The sequence below is a fragment of the Desulfocicer vacuolatum DSM 3385 genome (assembly GCF_900176365.1).
GTDB lineage: Bacteria > Desulfobacterota > Desulfobacteria > Desulfobacterales > Desulfobacteraceae > Desulfocicer > Desulfocicer vacuolatum.
Window position 1 is genome coordinate 1 of sequence record NZ_FWXY01000042.1, and the last position, 14580, is coordinate 14580.

Consider the following 14580-nt stretch of genomic DNA (forward strand, 5'->3'; position numbering starts at 1 on the left):
TATATTTTTTTGTAGTGGATCAAATATACACTGTAATTAAAGGCATTTCGAGCTTTTTTTTGATGTTTTTTGTTTAAAACACGCTTATTTTAGGCTTAGCTTGCCCTGGAGGCTGCATTGTATATAAAACTGCCATGGGCAGACCTTATTCTGATCCGGATCTGCCCACAACGAAGCATGAAATACACCCCTGATCTGTAGAGTATTTCATATAAAAACGGGCATCTCCTGATTAACCCAAAAGGTTGTGGACTTGAATTTGCATTATGATGGTTTTTATGTAAAAATCAACCGTAACTTTGAAAAAAATGGTATGTCAGGAGGAGAAAATGAAGGTAATTCAGATGCTGTCCCGGGACGGATGGGCCAACTATTCCTATGCCGTGGTTGGACAGAACAATAAAGCGTGGTGTGTGGATCCCTGGGATGGAAAAGCGGTCTATGATCAGCTGGCCGGGCAGTCCATCACCATTGAAGGGATTATCAACACCCATGCACACCCGGATCATATCCGGGGCAATGAGGCATTGGCACAACTTTCCGGTGCCTCCGTTTTTTCCCGGGAAGCCCTTTTGGAAAAAACCCTGATTCCCCTGGATATTCACACCACCATTGAAGTGAAGGCGGCCCCTGGGCACACCATGGATCATTTTGTATTTCTATTATGGGAACGGGGCGTTATCACCGGTATTATTTCCGGGGATGTTCTGTTTAATTTTGGGGTGGGAAATTGTAAAAACGGCGGAAATGTGGCAACTCTTTTTGAGACCGTCCAGGCGTTGAAAGAGCTGTTGCCCCATGGGTGCATTCTTTACCCCGGCCATGATTACATGGAGACCAACCTGGGATTTGCCATGGCCAACGGAGTTGAAAAGGCCGGCGAGTTCATGGAGCGATTTGAGGATTGGGCCGATAAAAATACCACCATGGGCCTTGAGCGGGAGATCAATCCCTTTCTTCTGGCCAATACCCTTGAAGAATTCAGTTCACTTCGGGCATTGCGTGATACGTGGTGAATATATTGTGTGCCAGAATGGCACAATTTGACATTTCGTGCAGCCCATGGTAGGATTTGAGAATGAGCCAAATTGACACATTTAGGGAGATCCTGCCATGACCACTAATTCACCCCGTATTACTGCCAGGGTTAATGCCGATACACAAGCCTTGCTATCACAGGCTGCGGGTATTGTCGGTATGTCGAGTATAAATTCTTTTGTGCTTAATGCTGCCATAGAAAAAGCTAAGAAAATTATTGAACGTGAACGTTTTTTAAAACTTTCCCAACGTGATGCTATCATGCTTGTTCAATCCTTAGATGCACCTGCCAAGCCCAATGTCCGACTACAACAGGCAGCGTTACGCTACAAAGATAAAAAACAATGATGATCACGGTTCAACTGGATAAAAATAAACATGATCGTAATCGGTTTGATTGTGGGGTTAACGCTTTAAACGCCTATCTCAAGGTGATGGCGAACCAGCAATCAAAAAAGGATAACACACGCACCTTTGTACTTGAAGACGAAAACAAACCCAAGCATATTATTGGGTACTATACATTAACTATGGCACCCATTAACCTTGAATTATTGCCAAATAAGTTGCAAAAAAAACATCATAATGCAGGGTCTGGTGGATTAATCGCCAGACTTGCTGTTGATAAACGTTACAAAAAACAAGGGTATGGTGAATGGCTTTTAATTGATGCTTTAAAAAAATTATTGCTTGTAAGTGAAACCGTTGGGTTTCCTTTAGTTATTGTTGATGCTAAGGATGGTTCCATTGAATTTTATGAGAAATTCGGTTTCATGGCTTTCCAGGATACGGTTAACAAGTTGTTTCTTACAATGGCAGATATTCGGGTGAGTCTCACTTAAAACCACATTCTTTCATCGCCCTGAAAAAATTAATCCATGGAAATAATTTTCAATCAGACTCTTAGAGAGTCATAAGTCCTCATACCAGACTAACAATTACTTTTAATAATTTTCAAAATTCAAGCAATTCATGATGAAAACTTATGACTGGTGAAAAAATGTTCAGGTATTAAAAATGGTGGACCCACCGAAGGTTGAAGCGATTTCCCTCCGGTCGATTCTCGGCATTGCTTTCAAAATAGGTATTAAAGAACAAATGGTCATCCTGGGAAAAATGGTACACCATTCCCGGCCCCACGGCAAAGACCTGTTCTTTACTGTTGTCCACGTCCTTTCCATCCATCTTTGTTTCAGTGATCTGCTTTAAATAGTAGCCGTTAATTCCCAGTCTCAGGCGTTGGGGAATAATTTCGTAAGCCATGGTGAAATTGGCATGAAATGCCTGTCCGGCTTGAATGTCATCGGCCCCCAGGGCCTGGTATCCTCTCCCTGGATCATCATTCTTACCATTCCACAGATAGTGGATGCGGCCACTGGCTGTGAGTTTTGGAGTTAAGAAGGCGGTAAATGCCCAGTATGGATTAAATGAAAAGAAATTGCTGCCGGGATTGAGTTCTTTATTGTCATCATATTTTCCTGTGGGAAAAATCATTTGAAGTTCCATGCGATGCATGAAAATCGGACCCTTTTTACCCATGATTGGGTCCCACTGGAGAAATGGTCCCACAAGGATATCGCCGATACCGTTGCCGTTATCCCGGGGAAAGGCAGCATTGTTAGTGCCGTAATCCAGATCCAGTATAACTTCGGGAATCATCACATTGATTCCCCATTTTCCCCCCAGAAAAAGCGCTTGATTGGATTGATATAGAAATTGAGAAAGGCCGATCCACGCAGTGAGATCTTCGTCGGCAAAGCCTGGAAGAGCCCCATCTCCATTGTTGTCGGCAAACTTGTCCGATGTCCACAATTGTAAATATTGGGAAAAATAAAGTCCGGGGCCGGCCGGGGGACCGCCGTCCAGAAAGCTTGTGAATCCAAGGTTAACCGAGGGCAGGTCATAGGCCCGGGCAGTTCCGGGGGGAGTTAGAATGATGCAGTACAGCAGGAATGCAATAAGTAAAAACAATCGTTTCATCCGGGTCTCCTTCTTAGCAGTGTGATGCCAGAACAGATCTAAAACAGGCAGCCTTTATTTTTTCAATCACACTTGTTGGAAAAGACGCTCATTTTTCTAAAAAGTGCAAAATATTTTTGAAATGATGGGACGATATAAAGGTGCTCCTAAGTCGTGCCTGACTGACGTTACATTAAAAAGTAAAAAAAGCATTTGACAAAAAAAGTTAAAACTGAGATTTTGTTTCTATCAAAAGAAACGCATGATGTATAGTAAAATTTTTTTTTAAAAGGAGAGCAGCGTGGCCGTAAAAATATTCCTGGATGAAACAGATATCCCCAGACAATGGTACAACATCGCAGCAGATCTGCCCGGCACCCCCAACCCGCCCCTAGGCCCGGATGGAAATCCCATCAGCCCGGACATGCTGGCGCCTGTTTTTCCCATGAACCTCATTGAGCAGGAGGTGAGTCAGGAGCGCTGGATTGATATTCCCGAAGGCGTGCTTGATCTTTTGTACCGCTGGCGGCCATCTCCTTTGCGCAGGGCAGTTCATCTGGAAAAATATCTGGGAACCCCGGCTAAAATATTTTTTAAAGATGAGAGTGTTTCCCCGGCGGGGAGCCATAAGCCAAACACTGCCGTGGCCCAGGCCTGGTATAACAAGGAATTTGGCATTAAAAAACTCACCACTGAGACCGGGGCAGGGCAGTGGGGCAGCGCCCTTTCCCATGCCTGCGCCCTTCTGGGCATGGAGTGCAAGGTGTTCATGGTGAGAATCAGTTTTGATCAGAAACCGTTTAGAAAGGCCATGATGGAAACCTGGGGAGGCACCTGCATTGCAAGTCCTTCCATGGAAACCAATGCAGGCCGGGAAATTTTGGCTAAGATGCCTGACACTCCGGGAAGTTTGGGAATTGCCATCAGTGAGGCTGTGGAAGCCGCTGTCACCGACACCACCGGTCAGACCCGCTACTCCCTTGGCAGTGTGCTCAACCATGTGATGCTTCACCAGACCATCATCGGCCTTGAGGCCCAGAAGCAATTGAAAATAGCGGGCATTAAAAAAGTGGATACCGTCATCGGTTGTGCCGGCGGGGGCAGTAATTTTGCAGGGCTTGCCTTTCCCTTTGCCCAGGACAAGATCAACGGCCAGGACATTGAGATCATTCCTGTGGAACCGGCGTCCTGTCCCACCTTGACCCGGGCTCCCTTTGCCTATGACCACGGGGATGTGGCCAAAATGACCCCCATGCTTGCCATGCATTCCCTGGGACACGATTTTGTTCCCGCCCCCATCCATGCAGGCGGATTGCGTTACCATGGCATGGCACCCCTTGTCTCCCAGGCCGTGGCCCAGGGATTAATGGACCCCATTTCCATTAAACAATTGGAGTGTTACGAAGCTGCCATGATTTTTGCCAGGACCGAAGGCATGATCGTGGCCCCGGAGACCAGCCACGCCATTGCCGCCACCATCAGAAAGGCCAAAGAGGCCAAGGAAGAGGGAAAAGAAAGGGTCATCGTCTTTAACCTGAGCGGACATGGGCTTATGGATCTTAACGGTTACAGCCGCTACATGGCAGGGGAACTTGTCAATCTTGAGCTCTCCCAGGAAGAGCTGGACGATACCCTGGAAAGAAGTATTAAAGGTAATCCTGTTCCCAAGCTTTAACTTTTATTACTCAACTTTCGGGCTTCATTTCAAAGCCGGCATTTTTAAATGTACCGATGGGCTCAGTGTGCCGACGGGGTCAGGCTTTTGTTATTGATGTTATCGACCAAGGCCTTTGCCAACGAAAAAAGCCTCGATAATGTCAATAACGAAAGCCTGACCCCACCACGAAATGCGAATACCGAAAGTTGAGTTTTATTATAAAGGAGGCAGCAGGCTTTAATTTACCGTTTATCCAATGTTCCATCCACAAAATATAGTGGGCTGGGTTTATAACTGGTAAATCAATAAGACCTGACTCCTTAATGGTATTATACCGCCGCCCCCCCGACGGGCAATGGTCCCGGACCGGAACTGTAGACAGCTCAATTGTCCGGTTCCTATTGCCCGTCGGGGGGCGGCTCTGCTGAGGTTGTAAAATTACGAAACAAAAAGAATGAACACTGATCATGAATGAAAATAAATTTGATGCACAACGGGGCTATTGCCGGCGGCTGGGGCATGATGTTGATTTTTCCTATTGCCGCATTGCCGGTGATGGTATTCCCTGTTTTAAGATTCTTGACTGCTGGTATGAGCGTTTTGATATAAAGGCTTTTATGGAATCTAACTACTCCACCGAGGAAATAAAAAACATACTTGCCCCTCCCCAAAATAAAGTTGCCACATTGTACGACCTTATTGCAAAGGCACAAAAAACAGACCGGCCACAAAAAAAATGAAATATGGGGGCTGCCCTGATCGCGCCCCTCCCTCCACTGATTCCACATCTGTATTATCCTGTTCCTTTCTTCTTACTCATGTTTACCCATTGGGTTGAACGATGATAAATTCCTGCTTTGCAGAGTGTGCCCGAGTCAACTGCACCATTATATATAGTGCTGATGAGCGTGACGCATTAACATGTCCTTGACATTGTCAGGTTTCCTGTTTATGCTTTTTTTATGAAACTAAAAGTCAAAATATTATATCTGTTTATATTATCTCTGCTTGTTATTCCGGGTGCATTATCTGCTTTGGAAACTGCCCCGGATATCACCGACCGTGAGGTTGTAGAAAAACTTGCCAGGCTCGAAGCCGGTCAAGCAGCCCTTAATCAAAAGATTGAATCCGGTCAAGAATCCCTTAATCAAAAGATTGAATCCGGTCAAGAATCCCTTAATCATAGAATTTCAGACCTGCGTTCAGAGATGAAAGCCGGTCAGGAAGCATTGGGTCAAAGACTTGATGATTTGGCTAAAAGGATTGATAATACAAACAATACCATGCTTGTTTTGTTTGGATCTCTTATTACATTAATTGTGGCCTTATTCGGCTATATCGCCTGGGATCGACGTACCATGATGAAGCCTGTGCTTGAAAGAATTGAATGTCTTGAAAAGGATGTTGCCAGAAGTCTTGAATTGTCTGATACTGACGGCTCAAAATTAAGCAGGCTTCTCCTTGATGCAATGCGTGAGCTTGCTAAAACAAATGGACAATTGGCAACGATCCTGCGTTCTTTTTCTTTGCTTTAAAAAGTATTTAGGGAGTCAGAGCAAATCAATTTACCTGTTAATCAGGAAGAAGAGTTTCGTGGTGGGGTCAGGCTTTCGTTATTGACATTATCGAGGCATTTTTCGTTGGCAAAGGCCTTGGTCGATAACATCAATAACAAAAGCCTGACCCCGTCGGCACACTGAGCCCGTCGGTACATTTAAAAATGCCGGCTTTGAAATGAAGCCCGAAAGTTGAGTCATATAAAAACTGGGGCTTGGTTTCATGTTCGCCCACCGTTGGCAGCATTTATCAGACACAAAGAATTAATCATTTGAAATCATTGATATTATTAGAATCTTGGGTGTTTTGTACATATGCACCGGGCGAAGTTAGAACCAAGCCCAAAAACTGCCATATACAGATCGTATTCAGATCCGGGGCTGTCCATCACGAAGGTAGAATACAGTCCGCCCGTTGCGTTTATGAAAAATAATTCTTCCAGGCCAAGAAACCATGAAAAGATTAAAAAAGGTTAAAACCTTTCATTCAAAATTCAATGGGGTACCGGAAACAAAGGTGACACCCCTTGATGCTCCGAAAACTGTGGCCCTGGTTCCTGCTGCTGCTCCTTTTGTGAAATTAAAGCTTCTGGTGCGGGAAAACGATGTGGTGGATGTGGGAACGCCCCTTCTCCAGAACAAGCGTGATCCTGAAATTGTTTTTGTATCTCCGGGTACCGGGATTGTTGAAACCATTGTCAGGGGCCCCAGACGGGTGGTACAGGAAGTGGTGATTCGACTGGATAGGGAGGCTAAGAAGCCTGAAACCCTTTCCCCTGTTTCCCGGAAAGAGCTTGATTTGATGTCCCGGGAAAAGCTGATCCAACTCTTAAAACAACATGGCATCTGGCCCCTGATCCGGCAGTTTCCTTATATGGATTTTCCTGATTGCCAGTCTACTTTTCCCATGGTTGCTGTTTCTCTCCACAATGGAGATCCCTTTGCGCCTGACCCTTCTGTCTTTTTAAAGGGGCAAAGAACTTTTTTTTCCCATGGTCTTGCCATTCTTCAAAAACTTTCAAAAAAAGTGATTGTGGCCACCCCCCAACGCTTTCTTTCTCCATTAAAAGAGATGGGGCTGGAAAAACAGATCTCCCATGTCACCCAGGACCAATATCCCGCCGGAGACCCGGGGGTGCTCCTTTATCAGATTAAAAAAAGTGCCGCAGACAACAACAGCTGCACCATGGAGATCCAGGAAGTCATTGCCATGGGCCATCTTTTTTCCACGGGAAAATATCTCACCACACGGTTTTTTGGGGTGGGCGGTGCCCCGGAAAAAACTCCGGCCCATTATCACTCCCATGTGGGCTGCCCGGTGAGACACCTTGTGGGGGACATTAAACCGGGTAACAAAGTGATCACCGGGGGGATTTTCACCGGCAGCCTTACGCCTTTATATGCTCACATGGGCACCGGGATGTCATCGGCCATGGTCCTTGATGCCACGGATAAAGATGCCTTTTTTGGCTTTGTATGGCCGGGCAGAAAACTGCTGTCAGAATCGAGAACCTTTGTGTCCAGCCTGGGATCAGCGCCCCTTGATATGGATGCCAACCTCCATGGGGAGGAGCGGGCCTGCATTAACTGCGGCTGGTGCCATGAAAAATGCCCGGTGGATCTGTTGCCCCAATTTATCATGAAGGCCATGGGGGCCGGGGAGATGGAAGAAGTGCTGGAACTGGGGGGGCTGGACTGCACCGGCTGCGGTCTTTGCACCTTTGTGTGCCCCTCAAAAATTGATGTGGCCGCAATGATGTCCCTGGCCAAAGCAACCTGTTACAGGGAACGGGTGATGCCATGAACCCATTGAAAAGCATATTTAAAAAAACAGATCCTTATTTTCAATCCCAGGGGCGATTTTCCCGGTTCAAAGGAATTTATCTTGCCACCCGGACCTTTTTTTTCCTTCCTTCCCCGGTAACAACAACGGCCCCCCATGTGCGGGATCACATTGATTTAAAGCGGTTCATGAGCTTTGTGATTCTGGCATTGCTGCCGGTGACCCTGTTTGGCATGTTCAATGTGGGATATCAATACCATGGGGGAAATGCCACCTGGATTGACATGTTTTCCACAGGGGCAGGCCAGGTACTTCCCATTATTCTTGTTTCCTATGGGGTGGGATTTTTCTGGGAAATCCTTTTTGCCACGGTAAGGGGCCATGATGTCACCGAAGGACTTCTGGTGACAGGCCTTTTATTTCCATTGACCCTGCCCCCCACCATTCCGTTGTGGCAGGTGGCTCTGGGAATATCTTTTGGGGTGGTCATGGGCAAAGAGGTGTTTGGGGGGACGGGGCGCAACCTTTTGAACCCGGCACTCACGGCCCGGGCTTTTGTTTTTTTTTCCTATCCTGTTTCCATGTCCGGCAATAATGTATGGCAATTGTCACACCCCGGGGTGGACGCTCTGAGCGGTGCCACAGCCCTTTCCCTGGGGGGCACAGGGGAGATAATTCAAGAGACGATTCTCAATGCCGGGTTTTCCCTGGATCGTCTGTTTTTTGGATTTCATCCCGGAAGCATTGGTGAAACCTCTGCCCTTTTATGTTTTGTGGGGGCTGTTTTTCTCATGGTGACCCGGGTGGCAAGTTTTCGCATCATTCTTGGGGGCATTGCCGGGGTGATTCTCACTTCCCTGGTGTTCATGGTTCTGCCGGGCCCCAAAGACACCTGGTTCTCTGCCGGTCCTTTGTATCATCTTTTTTCCGGGGGCTTTGCCCTGGGGATCTCTTTTATGGCAACAGATCCGGTGTCAGCCCCGGGTACGAACAGTGGGCGCTGGATTTATGGTTTTTTTATTGGATTTTTCACGGTGTTGCTGCGGTCGGTGAACCCTGCCTACGTGGAAGGGGTGATGCTCTCCATTTTATTCATGAATATTTTTTCTCCATTAATAGATCATGTGACATTAAAAATCACGGCGGCCCGGAGGATTCCCAATGTCTGAACCGGCAAAATCCGAACAGGCAAAAAGACGCCATGCCGTTAAATTTGCCGCAATTATTTCCGTGGTGTGCTGTCTTTTGATCACAGGAGCCTCCACCGGATTGAAACCCTTTCAACAGGAAAACAGAGCCCTGGACCGCCAGAAAAACATTCTCCGGGCCGCAGGCATTGTTGCCCTGGATGCCAAACCCTCCCGGGATCAGATTCAATCATTGTTCCGGGAAAAGATCCACGAAGCAGTGGTGGATAACCGGGGTAATTTCATGAAGCCGGGAGAGGTGCAAGGTCTTTCTTTGTATCTCTATCGTGAAAAAAATATACTCAAAGCCTATGTGATTCCCATTGAATCCCGGGGCCTGTGGGGAAAAATAAAGGGATACATTGCCCTGGAGCCCGATGGCCGGACCGTTTCCGGATTTACCGTGTACAGCCATTCTGAAACCCCGGGACTTGGGGGAGAAATTGAAAAGGCATGGTTTCAGAAGAACTTTGTGGGCAAGAAAATTTATAATTCAGCCCATGAATTTGTCTCTGTTTCCATTGCCCGGGGCAGTGTGGACTCCCTGCCCCGGGACACCCGGATAAATCATGTGGACGGTATCAGCGGGGCCACCCTGACGGGAAAATATCTCACCCGGGGTCTTAAAGAAAACCTCAAACAATATGAGGCCGTGTCGGTGCGACTTCGTAATAATAAAGGAATAATCCGTGAGTGAGATGAAATTAACCCTGAAAGAGACTTTTTTCCGGGGAATATGGAAGGAAAATCCCGTGGCATACCAGGTGCTTGGGATCTGTTCCGCACTGGCTGTCACCGTACAGATGAAAACTGCCATTGTCATGGGGATTGCATTGACTGTGGTCACAGGCATGTCCAACCTTATTATCTCCATGCTGCGTAAAAAAATTCCTTCCACCATTCGTATTATTGTGGAACTTACAGTGATTGCCTCCCTGGTCATTGTCATTGACCAGGTGCTCCAGGCGTTTTTATATGATATCAGCAAGCAATTGTCGGTGTTTGTGGGCCTTATCATCACAAACTGCATTGTCCTTGGCCGGGCCGAGGCTTTTGCCCTGGCCAATGACCCGTTACCTTCCCTGCTGGACGGTTTGGGAAACGGGCTGGGCTATGGGTTGATTCTGGTGGCCGTGGCCTTTGTGCGGGAGCTTTTGGGGGCGGGAAAAATTGTGGGGTTTTCCGTGATTCCCCAATCGTGGATGGATGCGGGGTATTCCCACATGGGCCTTATGGTTCTGGCTCCCGGGGCATTTTTTATCATTGGACTTCTGGTGTGGTTGAAAAACAGCCTGCCCGGGGCCTCCCGTGAAGAAAAGACCGCTCAGTAAAGGAATCAGTAATTTTCAATTTACCGTTTACCTAAAATTTCATCCATAAAACATATCAATTGGGTATGGTTAAATGGTAAATCAATAAGATCTGAGTCCCTAAAATAGTCGATCTGTTTTTTATTTCGGACCCATGGACAGCGGCCGGGGGGCCGGTGTCGATATTTCATCTTGCAGCACAAGCACCATGCCGCTCCCCCGAGGGGCAATGGACCCGGCCCGGAACTGTATACAGCTCAATTGGCCGGTTCCTATTGCCCTGGGGGGGGCTCTGCTGAGGTTGCCCGGAAGTTGTTACTTTCTAATCAAAAAGGTCTTGTATGCTTGATCTCATAAGCCTGTTTATTGATTCGGTGTTCATCGGCAATATTCTACTTTCCTATTTTTTAGGGATGTGCTCTTTCATTGCCGTGTCCAACAATATTGAAACCTCGGTGGGGCTGGGGTTTGCAGTTATTTTTGTGCTCACCATCACAGCCCCGGCCAACTGGGCCATCTATCATTGGCTGCTTGCCCCCGGCGCTCTTTCCTGGGCAGGCCTGGGACATCTGGATTTAAGTTTTTTAAAATATATCACTTTTATTGCTGTCATTGCCGCCATTGTCCAGGCCGTGGAGATGATCATTGATAAGTATTCTCCGGTTCTTTATTCGGCCCTGGGGGTGTTTTTACCCTTGATTGCCGTGAACTGCGCCATACTGGGCACTGCTCTTTTTATGGTGGAAAGGGAATATAGTCTTGTTGAGTCCATTGTGTTTGGTGCAGGTTCCGGCACCGGCTGGATGCTTGCCATTGTGGCCATGGCCACCATTAAGAAAAAAATGCGTTATGCAGATGTGCCCCAGGGGTTGGATGGATTTGGCATCACCATGATTGTGGGAGGGCTTATGGCCATGACGTTTATGATGTTTTCCGGCATTACACTTTAAAGGGGGATCTGCGTGATCTATCTGGTCAGTCTGATGGTGTTTTCCATGGTGATCCTGCTTTTGGTGGGAATGCTGTTGCTGGTGGATGCCAGGGTTTCCTCCACCGGGGAAAAAAGCATCACCATCAATGGGAATCCAGATAACAGTGTGACAGTCACAGGTACCCCATCCCTTTTATCTGCCCTGGGAAATAATGAGATTTTTCTGCCTTCAGCCTGTGGTGGCAGCGGTTCCTGTGGCATGTGCAAATGTGTGGTGACATCCGGCGGCGGAGCCATTCTACCCACGGAACTTGCCCATCTCAGCCCAAAAGATAAGCAGGCGGGGCGCCGCCTTTCCTGTCAGCTTAAAGTAAAAGAGGACATGGAGATCCAGGTGCCGGAATCAATATTCGGCATCACAAAAGTGGGTGCCCGGGTGGTATCCAATGAAAACATTTCCACCTATATTAAAGAGTTGGTGCTCCGGCCCGACGATCCCATGATCTTTAAAGCCGGAAGTTACATTCAAATTGATGTGCCGGAATATGAACTGTGCTTTAAGGATTTCTGCATTGACAGCCGGTATGTCAGTGAATGGAAAAAATACAACCTTCTGGAGCTTACCTCGTCGGGGATGAGCCCGGGGTTCCGTGCGTACTCCCTGGCCAATCCGCCCCATGAAAACGATATTTTAAAAATGACGGTGAAGATCGCCACCCCCCCTGCCGGTGCCATGGGAATTCCACCGGGATTTGGTTCATCCTATGTTTTTGGCCTGAAACCCGGAGATCGGGTGTCGGTGAGCGGTCCCTATGGTGATTTTTTTGTTAAGGACACTGACTGCGAAAAATGCTTCATGGGCGGTGGGGCAGGGATTGCGCCGTTGCGAAGCCATGTGCTGGATCAGCTGGAGGGGGCCAAAACCACCCGGAAAGTGAGCCTGTGGTATGGTGCCAGGACCCGCAAAGATATTTGTTATCATGATACTTTTACCCACATGGAGAAAATATACGATAACTTTTCCTACCATGTGTGCCTTTCCAGGCCCGATCCCGAGCAGGACTGCTGGGAGGGGCTTTGCGGGTATGTCCAGGACAATCTTGCCCGGGAGTACCTGGCCCACCATGAAGATCCCTCGGAAATTGAGTTTTACCTGTGTGGCCCCCCGGATATGGTGGACTCCATTGTGGAGACTTTGGACAGTTTTGGGGTTGATGAAGACATGATTTTTTATGATAAATTTTAATGCATGAATGATTTTATACTGTTTGATTTGTTTTGATATTTTAGTGATATCCATCAATTACAAGATGTTTTAGTCGAATAGGAATTAATCGTATATTTCCCCAATCCATAGGTCAGTTTATTCCCCACCCCCACGAGACTTCCCGCCTCAAGTAATGGGATAAACGGCATCACAGGACCTTCAAATGTGATTTTGCCGTGGAATCCTTTTAAATGGATTTTCTTTTTTTTGCTTCTGGAGTAATGGCTGGGGTAGACTTGGCGTGGCATTCTAATGGTTTTTACCTGGCTCATCAATTCATAAAAGCGGGGAGAAAAGGACCCCATGTCATCATCAGGATGATAAATCCGTTTTAAATCCCTTAAGCGCCCGATGACGGCCGAAATAAATCCTTTAAAGGTTATGCCCCTTTTCATGCGGCCGGATTGCAGTGGGGTGTGCAGCTCAATTGTGAGCTGACACGGCAAAATATTTTTTGATGGACAGATTGATTCCGGGAAAAAATCGAGCCACTGATGAAGAATAAAACCGATCTCCTTTTGAAGGCCAAAGCAGGATGAGTCCTTGGTTTTTACTTCGGTGGTTTCCACTGTTTTTTGCGGTGCTAAAGGGATATATCCCAACGGAATGAGGGGATGTTTTGAACCGTTGCCTGGGGTAATCTGCTTGTTTTTCGACGCAAGGGTAATGGTTGAAACAGCATGGGCCAGCTCTTCCAGCATCACCTGTCGAAACTCTATGGCCCTTTCCCCCAAAAGGGTAAGCTCAACGGCAGCTGTTTCTCCCGGATGGATGATACCATGGGGATGCCAGTTCGGCATATGAATGGTGAAAGGTCGGGGGGGTGTGAAATGACAACTTGCTTTTTTGATATTTTCTTCTTCCATACAGGTGGCTGTGGGGGAAAACAGGATGGCGTAGAGGCAGTTGCATGCCATCTTGCAGTTGAGGCAGACATGTTCCTGGTAGGGAGTGAATGGGCAGAATCTTTTTTTTAACAGGTTGCCAAGTCGGCTTCGTACCAGGGCCGGAAGATCAAACATTTCTACAGGTGTGTTTGAATGGAATTGGAGTTGAACGCGGGCTATTTTTAGTTTTAAGAGCGGGGTTATGTCATTTTGATGGTATGGCTGCATTTGGCGTATCCGGTTTGTTTTTTGTGAAAAACCAGCTCAGTGTCGTTTGGCTCTGCCACATGTTCTTAATAAGCGTGACGGTGGAGTGGGCATCTTTTCTGCTGAAGTAGATTTCATTTTTTTAAAGCTGCATCTATCCCGACTATGGAGTCTCACAGAAATAAATGACGCAACTTAATTTTTATTTCATTTTAAAAACAAGATGGTATAAAAATGAAAAGTGCTATTTATTTCCATGAGACTCCATAGGAGGTTTTTAATGATGTATTGGATACCTTTCTTGAAAAAGAGGAAGGTATAGCCCACTAAATAGAGTTTCAAGGCTCTCCACAGCTTGGGACGATTTTCATCATGCTCATAAGGATGATTGCGACTCTATTGGTTGTGTTGGTCACATCACAGTAGATATATCCGTTAAAAGTATCCCAGTGTTCTTTCTTCTTTATCTCACCGGGATTCGCAAACATAATGATTGGAATATTGTTATTTTGGGCTGTATCGAACAAGGCTTTATACTTATCATATCCATTATCATAACCAACAATATAGATAGCATTTTTTCTAAATGTTTGGAGTTCTTTGAGATTGTCGGAAATATCCTTGATCTCTTTATCCAAATTGAATATTTTTAATTTATTCAGGGTATTTTTTTCTATATTTAATTTTTTGGCTTCTGAGGTTTTTAGATTCTTATCTCTTATTTTCGTGTTGTTTTGGCAAAAGAATTATGTAGACTACTCATAACTATTTGCCAATTCAGGGATTATCACCATTGAT

Annotated in this window: 15 protein-coding genes; 12 read left to right on the forward strand and 3 right to left on the reverse strand. The window is 46.5% G+C overall.

What is annotated here, in order from left to right:
* Positions 1-329: 329 nt before the first annotated feature.
* The 3 genes from B9A32_RS20110 to B9A32_RS20120 all read left to right on the forward strand — a co-directional run bounded on the left by B9A32_RS20110 (position 330) and on the right by B9A32_RS20120 (position 1880).
* Positions 330-1016 (forward strand): MBL fold metallo-hydrolase, encoded by a 687-nt coding sequence (locus tag B9A32_RS20110; protein ID WP_170923930.1) that lies wholly within the window; start codon positions 330-332, stop codon positions 1014-1016.
* Between the two features lie 97 nt (positions 1017-1113).
* Positions 1114-1386 carry a type II toxin-antitoxin system TacA family antitoxin gene (locus B9A32_RS20115; protein ID WP_084071833.1) on the forward strand — a complete coding sequence of 91 codons (273 nt, stop codon included), beginning with the start codon at positions 1114-1116 and terminating at the stop codon, positions 1384-1386.
* Entirely contained in the window at positions 1383-1880 is a 498-nt protein-coding gene (locus tag B9A32_RS20120) for a GNAT family N-acetyltransferase (RefSeq protein ID WP_084071836.1), read from the forward strand. Before B9A32_RS20115 ends, B9A32_RS20120 begins: the two co-directional genes overlap by 4 nt.
* Before the next feature lie 169 nt (positions 1881-2049).
* Here the strand turns inward: B9A32_RS20120 and B9A32_RS20125 are convergent, their stop codons facing one another.
* Complete coding sequence (locus B9A32_RS20125; RefSeq protein ID WP_084071838.1) at positions 2050-3018, reverse strand: SphA family protein; 969 nt, start codon at positions 3016-3018, stop codon at positions 2050-2052.
* 280 nt (positions 3019-3298) lie between these two features.
* Between B9A32_RS20125 and B9A32_RS20130 the strand changes: the two genes are divergently transcribed.
* The 9 genes from B9A32_RS20130 (at position 3299) to nqrF (ending at position 12667) form a co-directional block, all read left to right on the forward strand.
* Positions 3299-4672 (forward strand): TrpB-like pyridoxal phosphate-dependent enzyme, encoded by a 1374-nt coding sequence (locus B9A32_RS20130; protein ID WP_084071840.1) that lies wholly within the window; start codon positions 3299-3301, stop codon positions 4670-4672.
* A gap of 449 nt (positions 4673-5121) precedes the next feature.
* Positions 5122-5394 (forward strand): hypothetical protein, encoded by a 273-nt coding sequence (locus B9A32_RS20135; RefSeq protein ID WP_084071843.1) that lies wholly within the window; start codon positions 5122-5124, stop codon positions 5392-5394.
* Positions 5395-5616: 222 nt separating this feature from the next.
* Entirely contained in the window at positions 5617-6189 is a 573-nt protein-coding gene (locus B9A32_RS20140; RefSeq protein WP_084071845.1) for a coiled-coil domain-containing protein, read from the forward strand.
* A gap of 475 nt (positions 6190-6664) precedes the next feature.
* Positions 6665-8014 carry a 4Fe-4S dicluster domain-containing protein gene (locus tag B9A32_RS20145; RefSeq protein ID WP_084071848.1) on the forward strand — a complete coding sequence of 450 codons (1350 nt, stop codon included), beginning with the start codon at positions 6665-6667 and terminating at the stop codon, positions 8012-8014.
* Entirely contained in the window at positions 8011-9162 is a 1152-nt protein-coding gene (gene nqrB, locus B9A32_RS20150; protein ID WP_084071850.1) for an NADH:ubiquinone reductase (Na(+)-transporting) subunit B, read from the forward strand. The genes B9A32_RS20145 and nqrB overlap by 4 nt, the downstream gene beginning before the upstream one ends.
* Positions 9155-9877: an FMN-binding protein gene (locus B9A32_RS20155; RefSeq protein WP_084071852.1), complete on the forward strand. Its 723-nt coding sequence runs from the start codon at positions 9155-9157 to the stop codon at positions 9875-9877. Before nqrB ends, B9A32_RS20155 begins: the two co-directional genes overlap by 8 nt.
* Position 9878: 1 nt before the next feature.
* Entirely contained in the window at positions 9879-10511 is a 633-nt protein-coding gene (locus B9A32_RS20160; RefSeq protein WP_084071854.1) for an NADH:ubiquinone reductase (Na(+)-transporting) subunit D, read from the forward strand.
* Positions 10512-10831: 320 nt separating this feature from the next.
* Positions 10832-11440, forward strand: a complete 609-nt coding sequence (gene nqrE, locus B9A32_RS20165; RefSeq protein WP_084071857.1) for an NADH:ubiquinone reductase (Na(+)-transporting) subunit E — start codon at positions 10832-10834, stop codon at positions 11438-11440.
* Positions 11441-11452: 12 nt separating this feature from the next.
* On the forward strand, positions 11453-12667 hold the full coding sequence (gene nqrF, locus B9A32_RS20170; RefSeq protein ID WP_084071859.1) for an NADH:ubiquinone reductase (Na(+)-transporting) subunit F: 1215 nt from the start codon (positions 11453-11455) through the stop codon (positions 12665-12667).
* Positions 12668-12720: 53 nt separating this feature from the next.
* Here nqrF and cas6 read toward each other — a convergent pair whose 3' ends face one another.
* Both cas6 and B9A32_RS20180 read right to left on the reverse strand, forming a co-directional pair.
* Positions 12721-13710, reverse strand: coding sequence for a CRISPR system precrRNA processing endoribonuclease RAMP protein Cas6 (gene cas6, locus B9A32_RS20175; RefSeq protein WP_170923931.1), 990 nt, complete (start codon positions 13708-13710; stop codon positions 12721-12723).
* 410 nt (positions 13711-14120) lie between these two features.
* Positions 14121-14420, reverse strand: a complete 300-nt coding sequence (locus B9A32_RS20180; protein WP_084071865.1) for a hypothetical protein — start codon at positions 14418-14420, stop codon at positions 14121-14123.
* Positions 14421-14580: the final 160 nt, after the last annotated feature.

What these genes read in the sequence shown, in the direction of transcription:
- nqrE (WP_084071857.1), top strand. Translation starts at nt 10,832, where the DNA reads ATGCTTGATCTCATAAGCCTGTTTATTGATTCGGTGTTCATCGGCAAT.
- nqrB (WP_084071850.1), top strand. Translation starts at nt 8,011, where the DNA reads ATGAACCCATTGAAAAGCATATTTAAAAAAACAGATCCTTATTTTCAA.
- B9A32_RS20160 (WP_084071854.1), top strand. Translation starts at nt 9,879, where the DNA reads ATGAAATTAACCCTGAAAGAGACTTTTTTCCGGGGAATATGGAAGGAA.
- B9A32_RS20120 (WP_084071836.1), top strand. Translation starts at nt 1,383, where the DNA reads ATGATGATCACGGTTCAACTGGATAAAAATAAACATGATCGTAATCGG.
- B9A32_RS20110 (WP_170923930.1), top strand. Translation starts at nt 330, where the DNA reads ATGAAGGTAATTCAGATGCTGTCCCGGGACGGATGGGCCAACTATTCC.
- B9A32_RS20155 (WP_084071852.1), top strand. Translation starts at nt 9,155, where the DNA reads ATGTCTGAACCGGCAAAATCCGAACAGGCAAAAAGACGCCATGCCGTT.
- cas6 (WP_170923931.1), bottom strand. Translation starts at nt 13,710, where the DNA reads ATGTTTGATCTTCCGGCCCTGGTACGAAGCCGACTTGGCAACCTGTTA.
- B9A32_RS20125 (WP_084071838.1), bottom strand. Translation starts at nt 3,018, where the DNA reads ATGAAACGATTGTTTTTACTTATTGCATTCCTGCTGTACTGCATCATT.
- B9A32_RS20140 (WP_084071845.1), top strand. Translation starts at nt 5,617, where the DNA reads ATGAAACTAAAAGTCAAAATATTATATCTGTTTATATTATCTCTGCTT.
- B9A32_RS20115 (WP_084071833.1), top strand. Translation starts at nt 1,114, where the DNA reads ATGACCACTAATTCACCCCGTATTACTGCCAGGGTTAATGCCGATACA.
- B9A32_RS20135 (WP_084071843.1), top strand. Translation starts at nt 5,122, where the DNA reads ATGAATGAAAATAAATTTGATGCACAACGGGGCTATTGCCGGCGGCTG.
- B9A32_RS20145 (WP_084071848.1), top strand. Translation starts at nt 6,665, where the DNA reads ATGAAAAGATTAAAAAAGGTTAAAACCTTTCATTCAAAATTCAATGGG.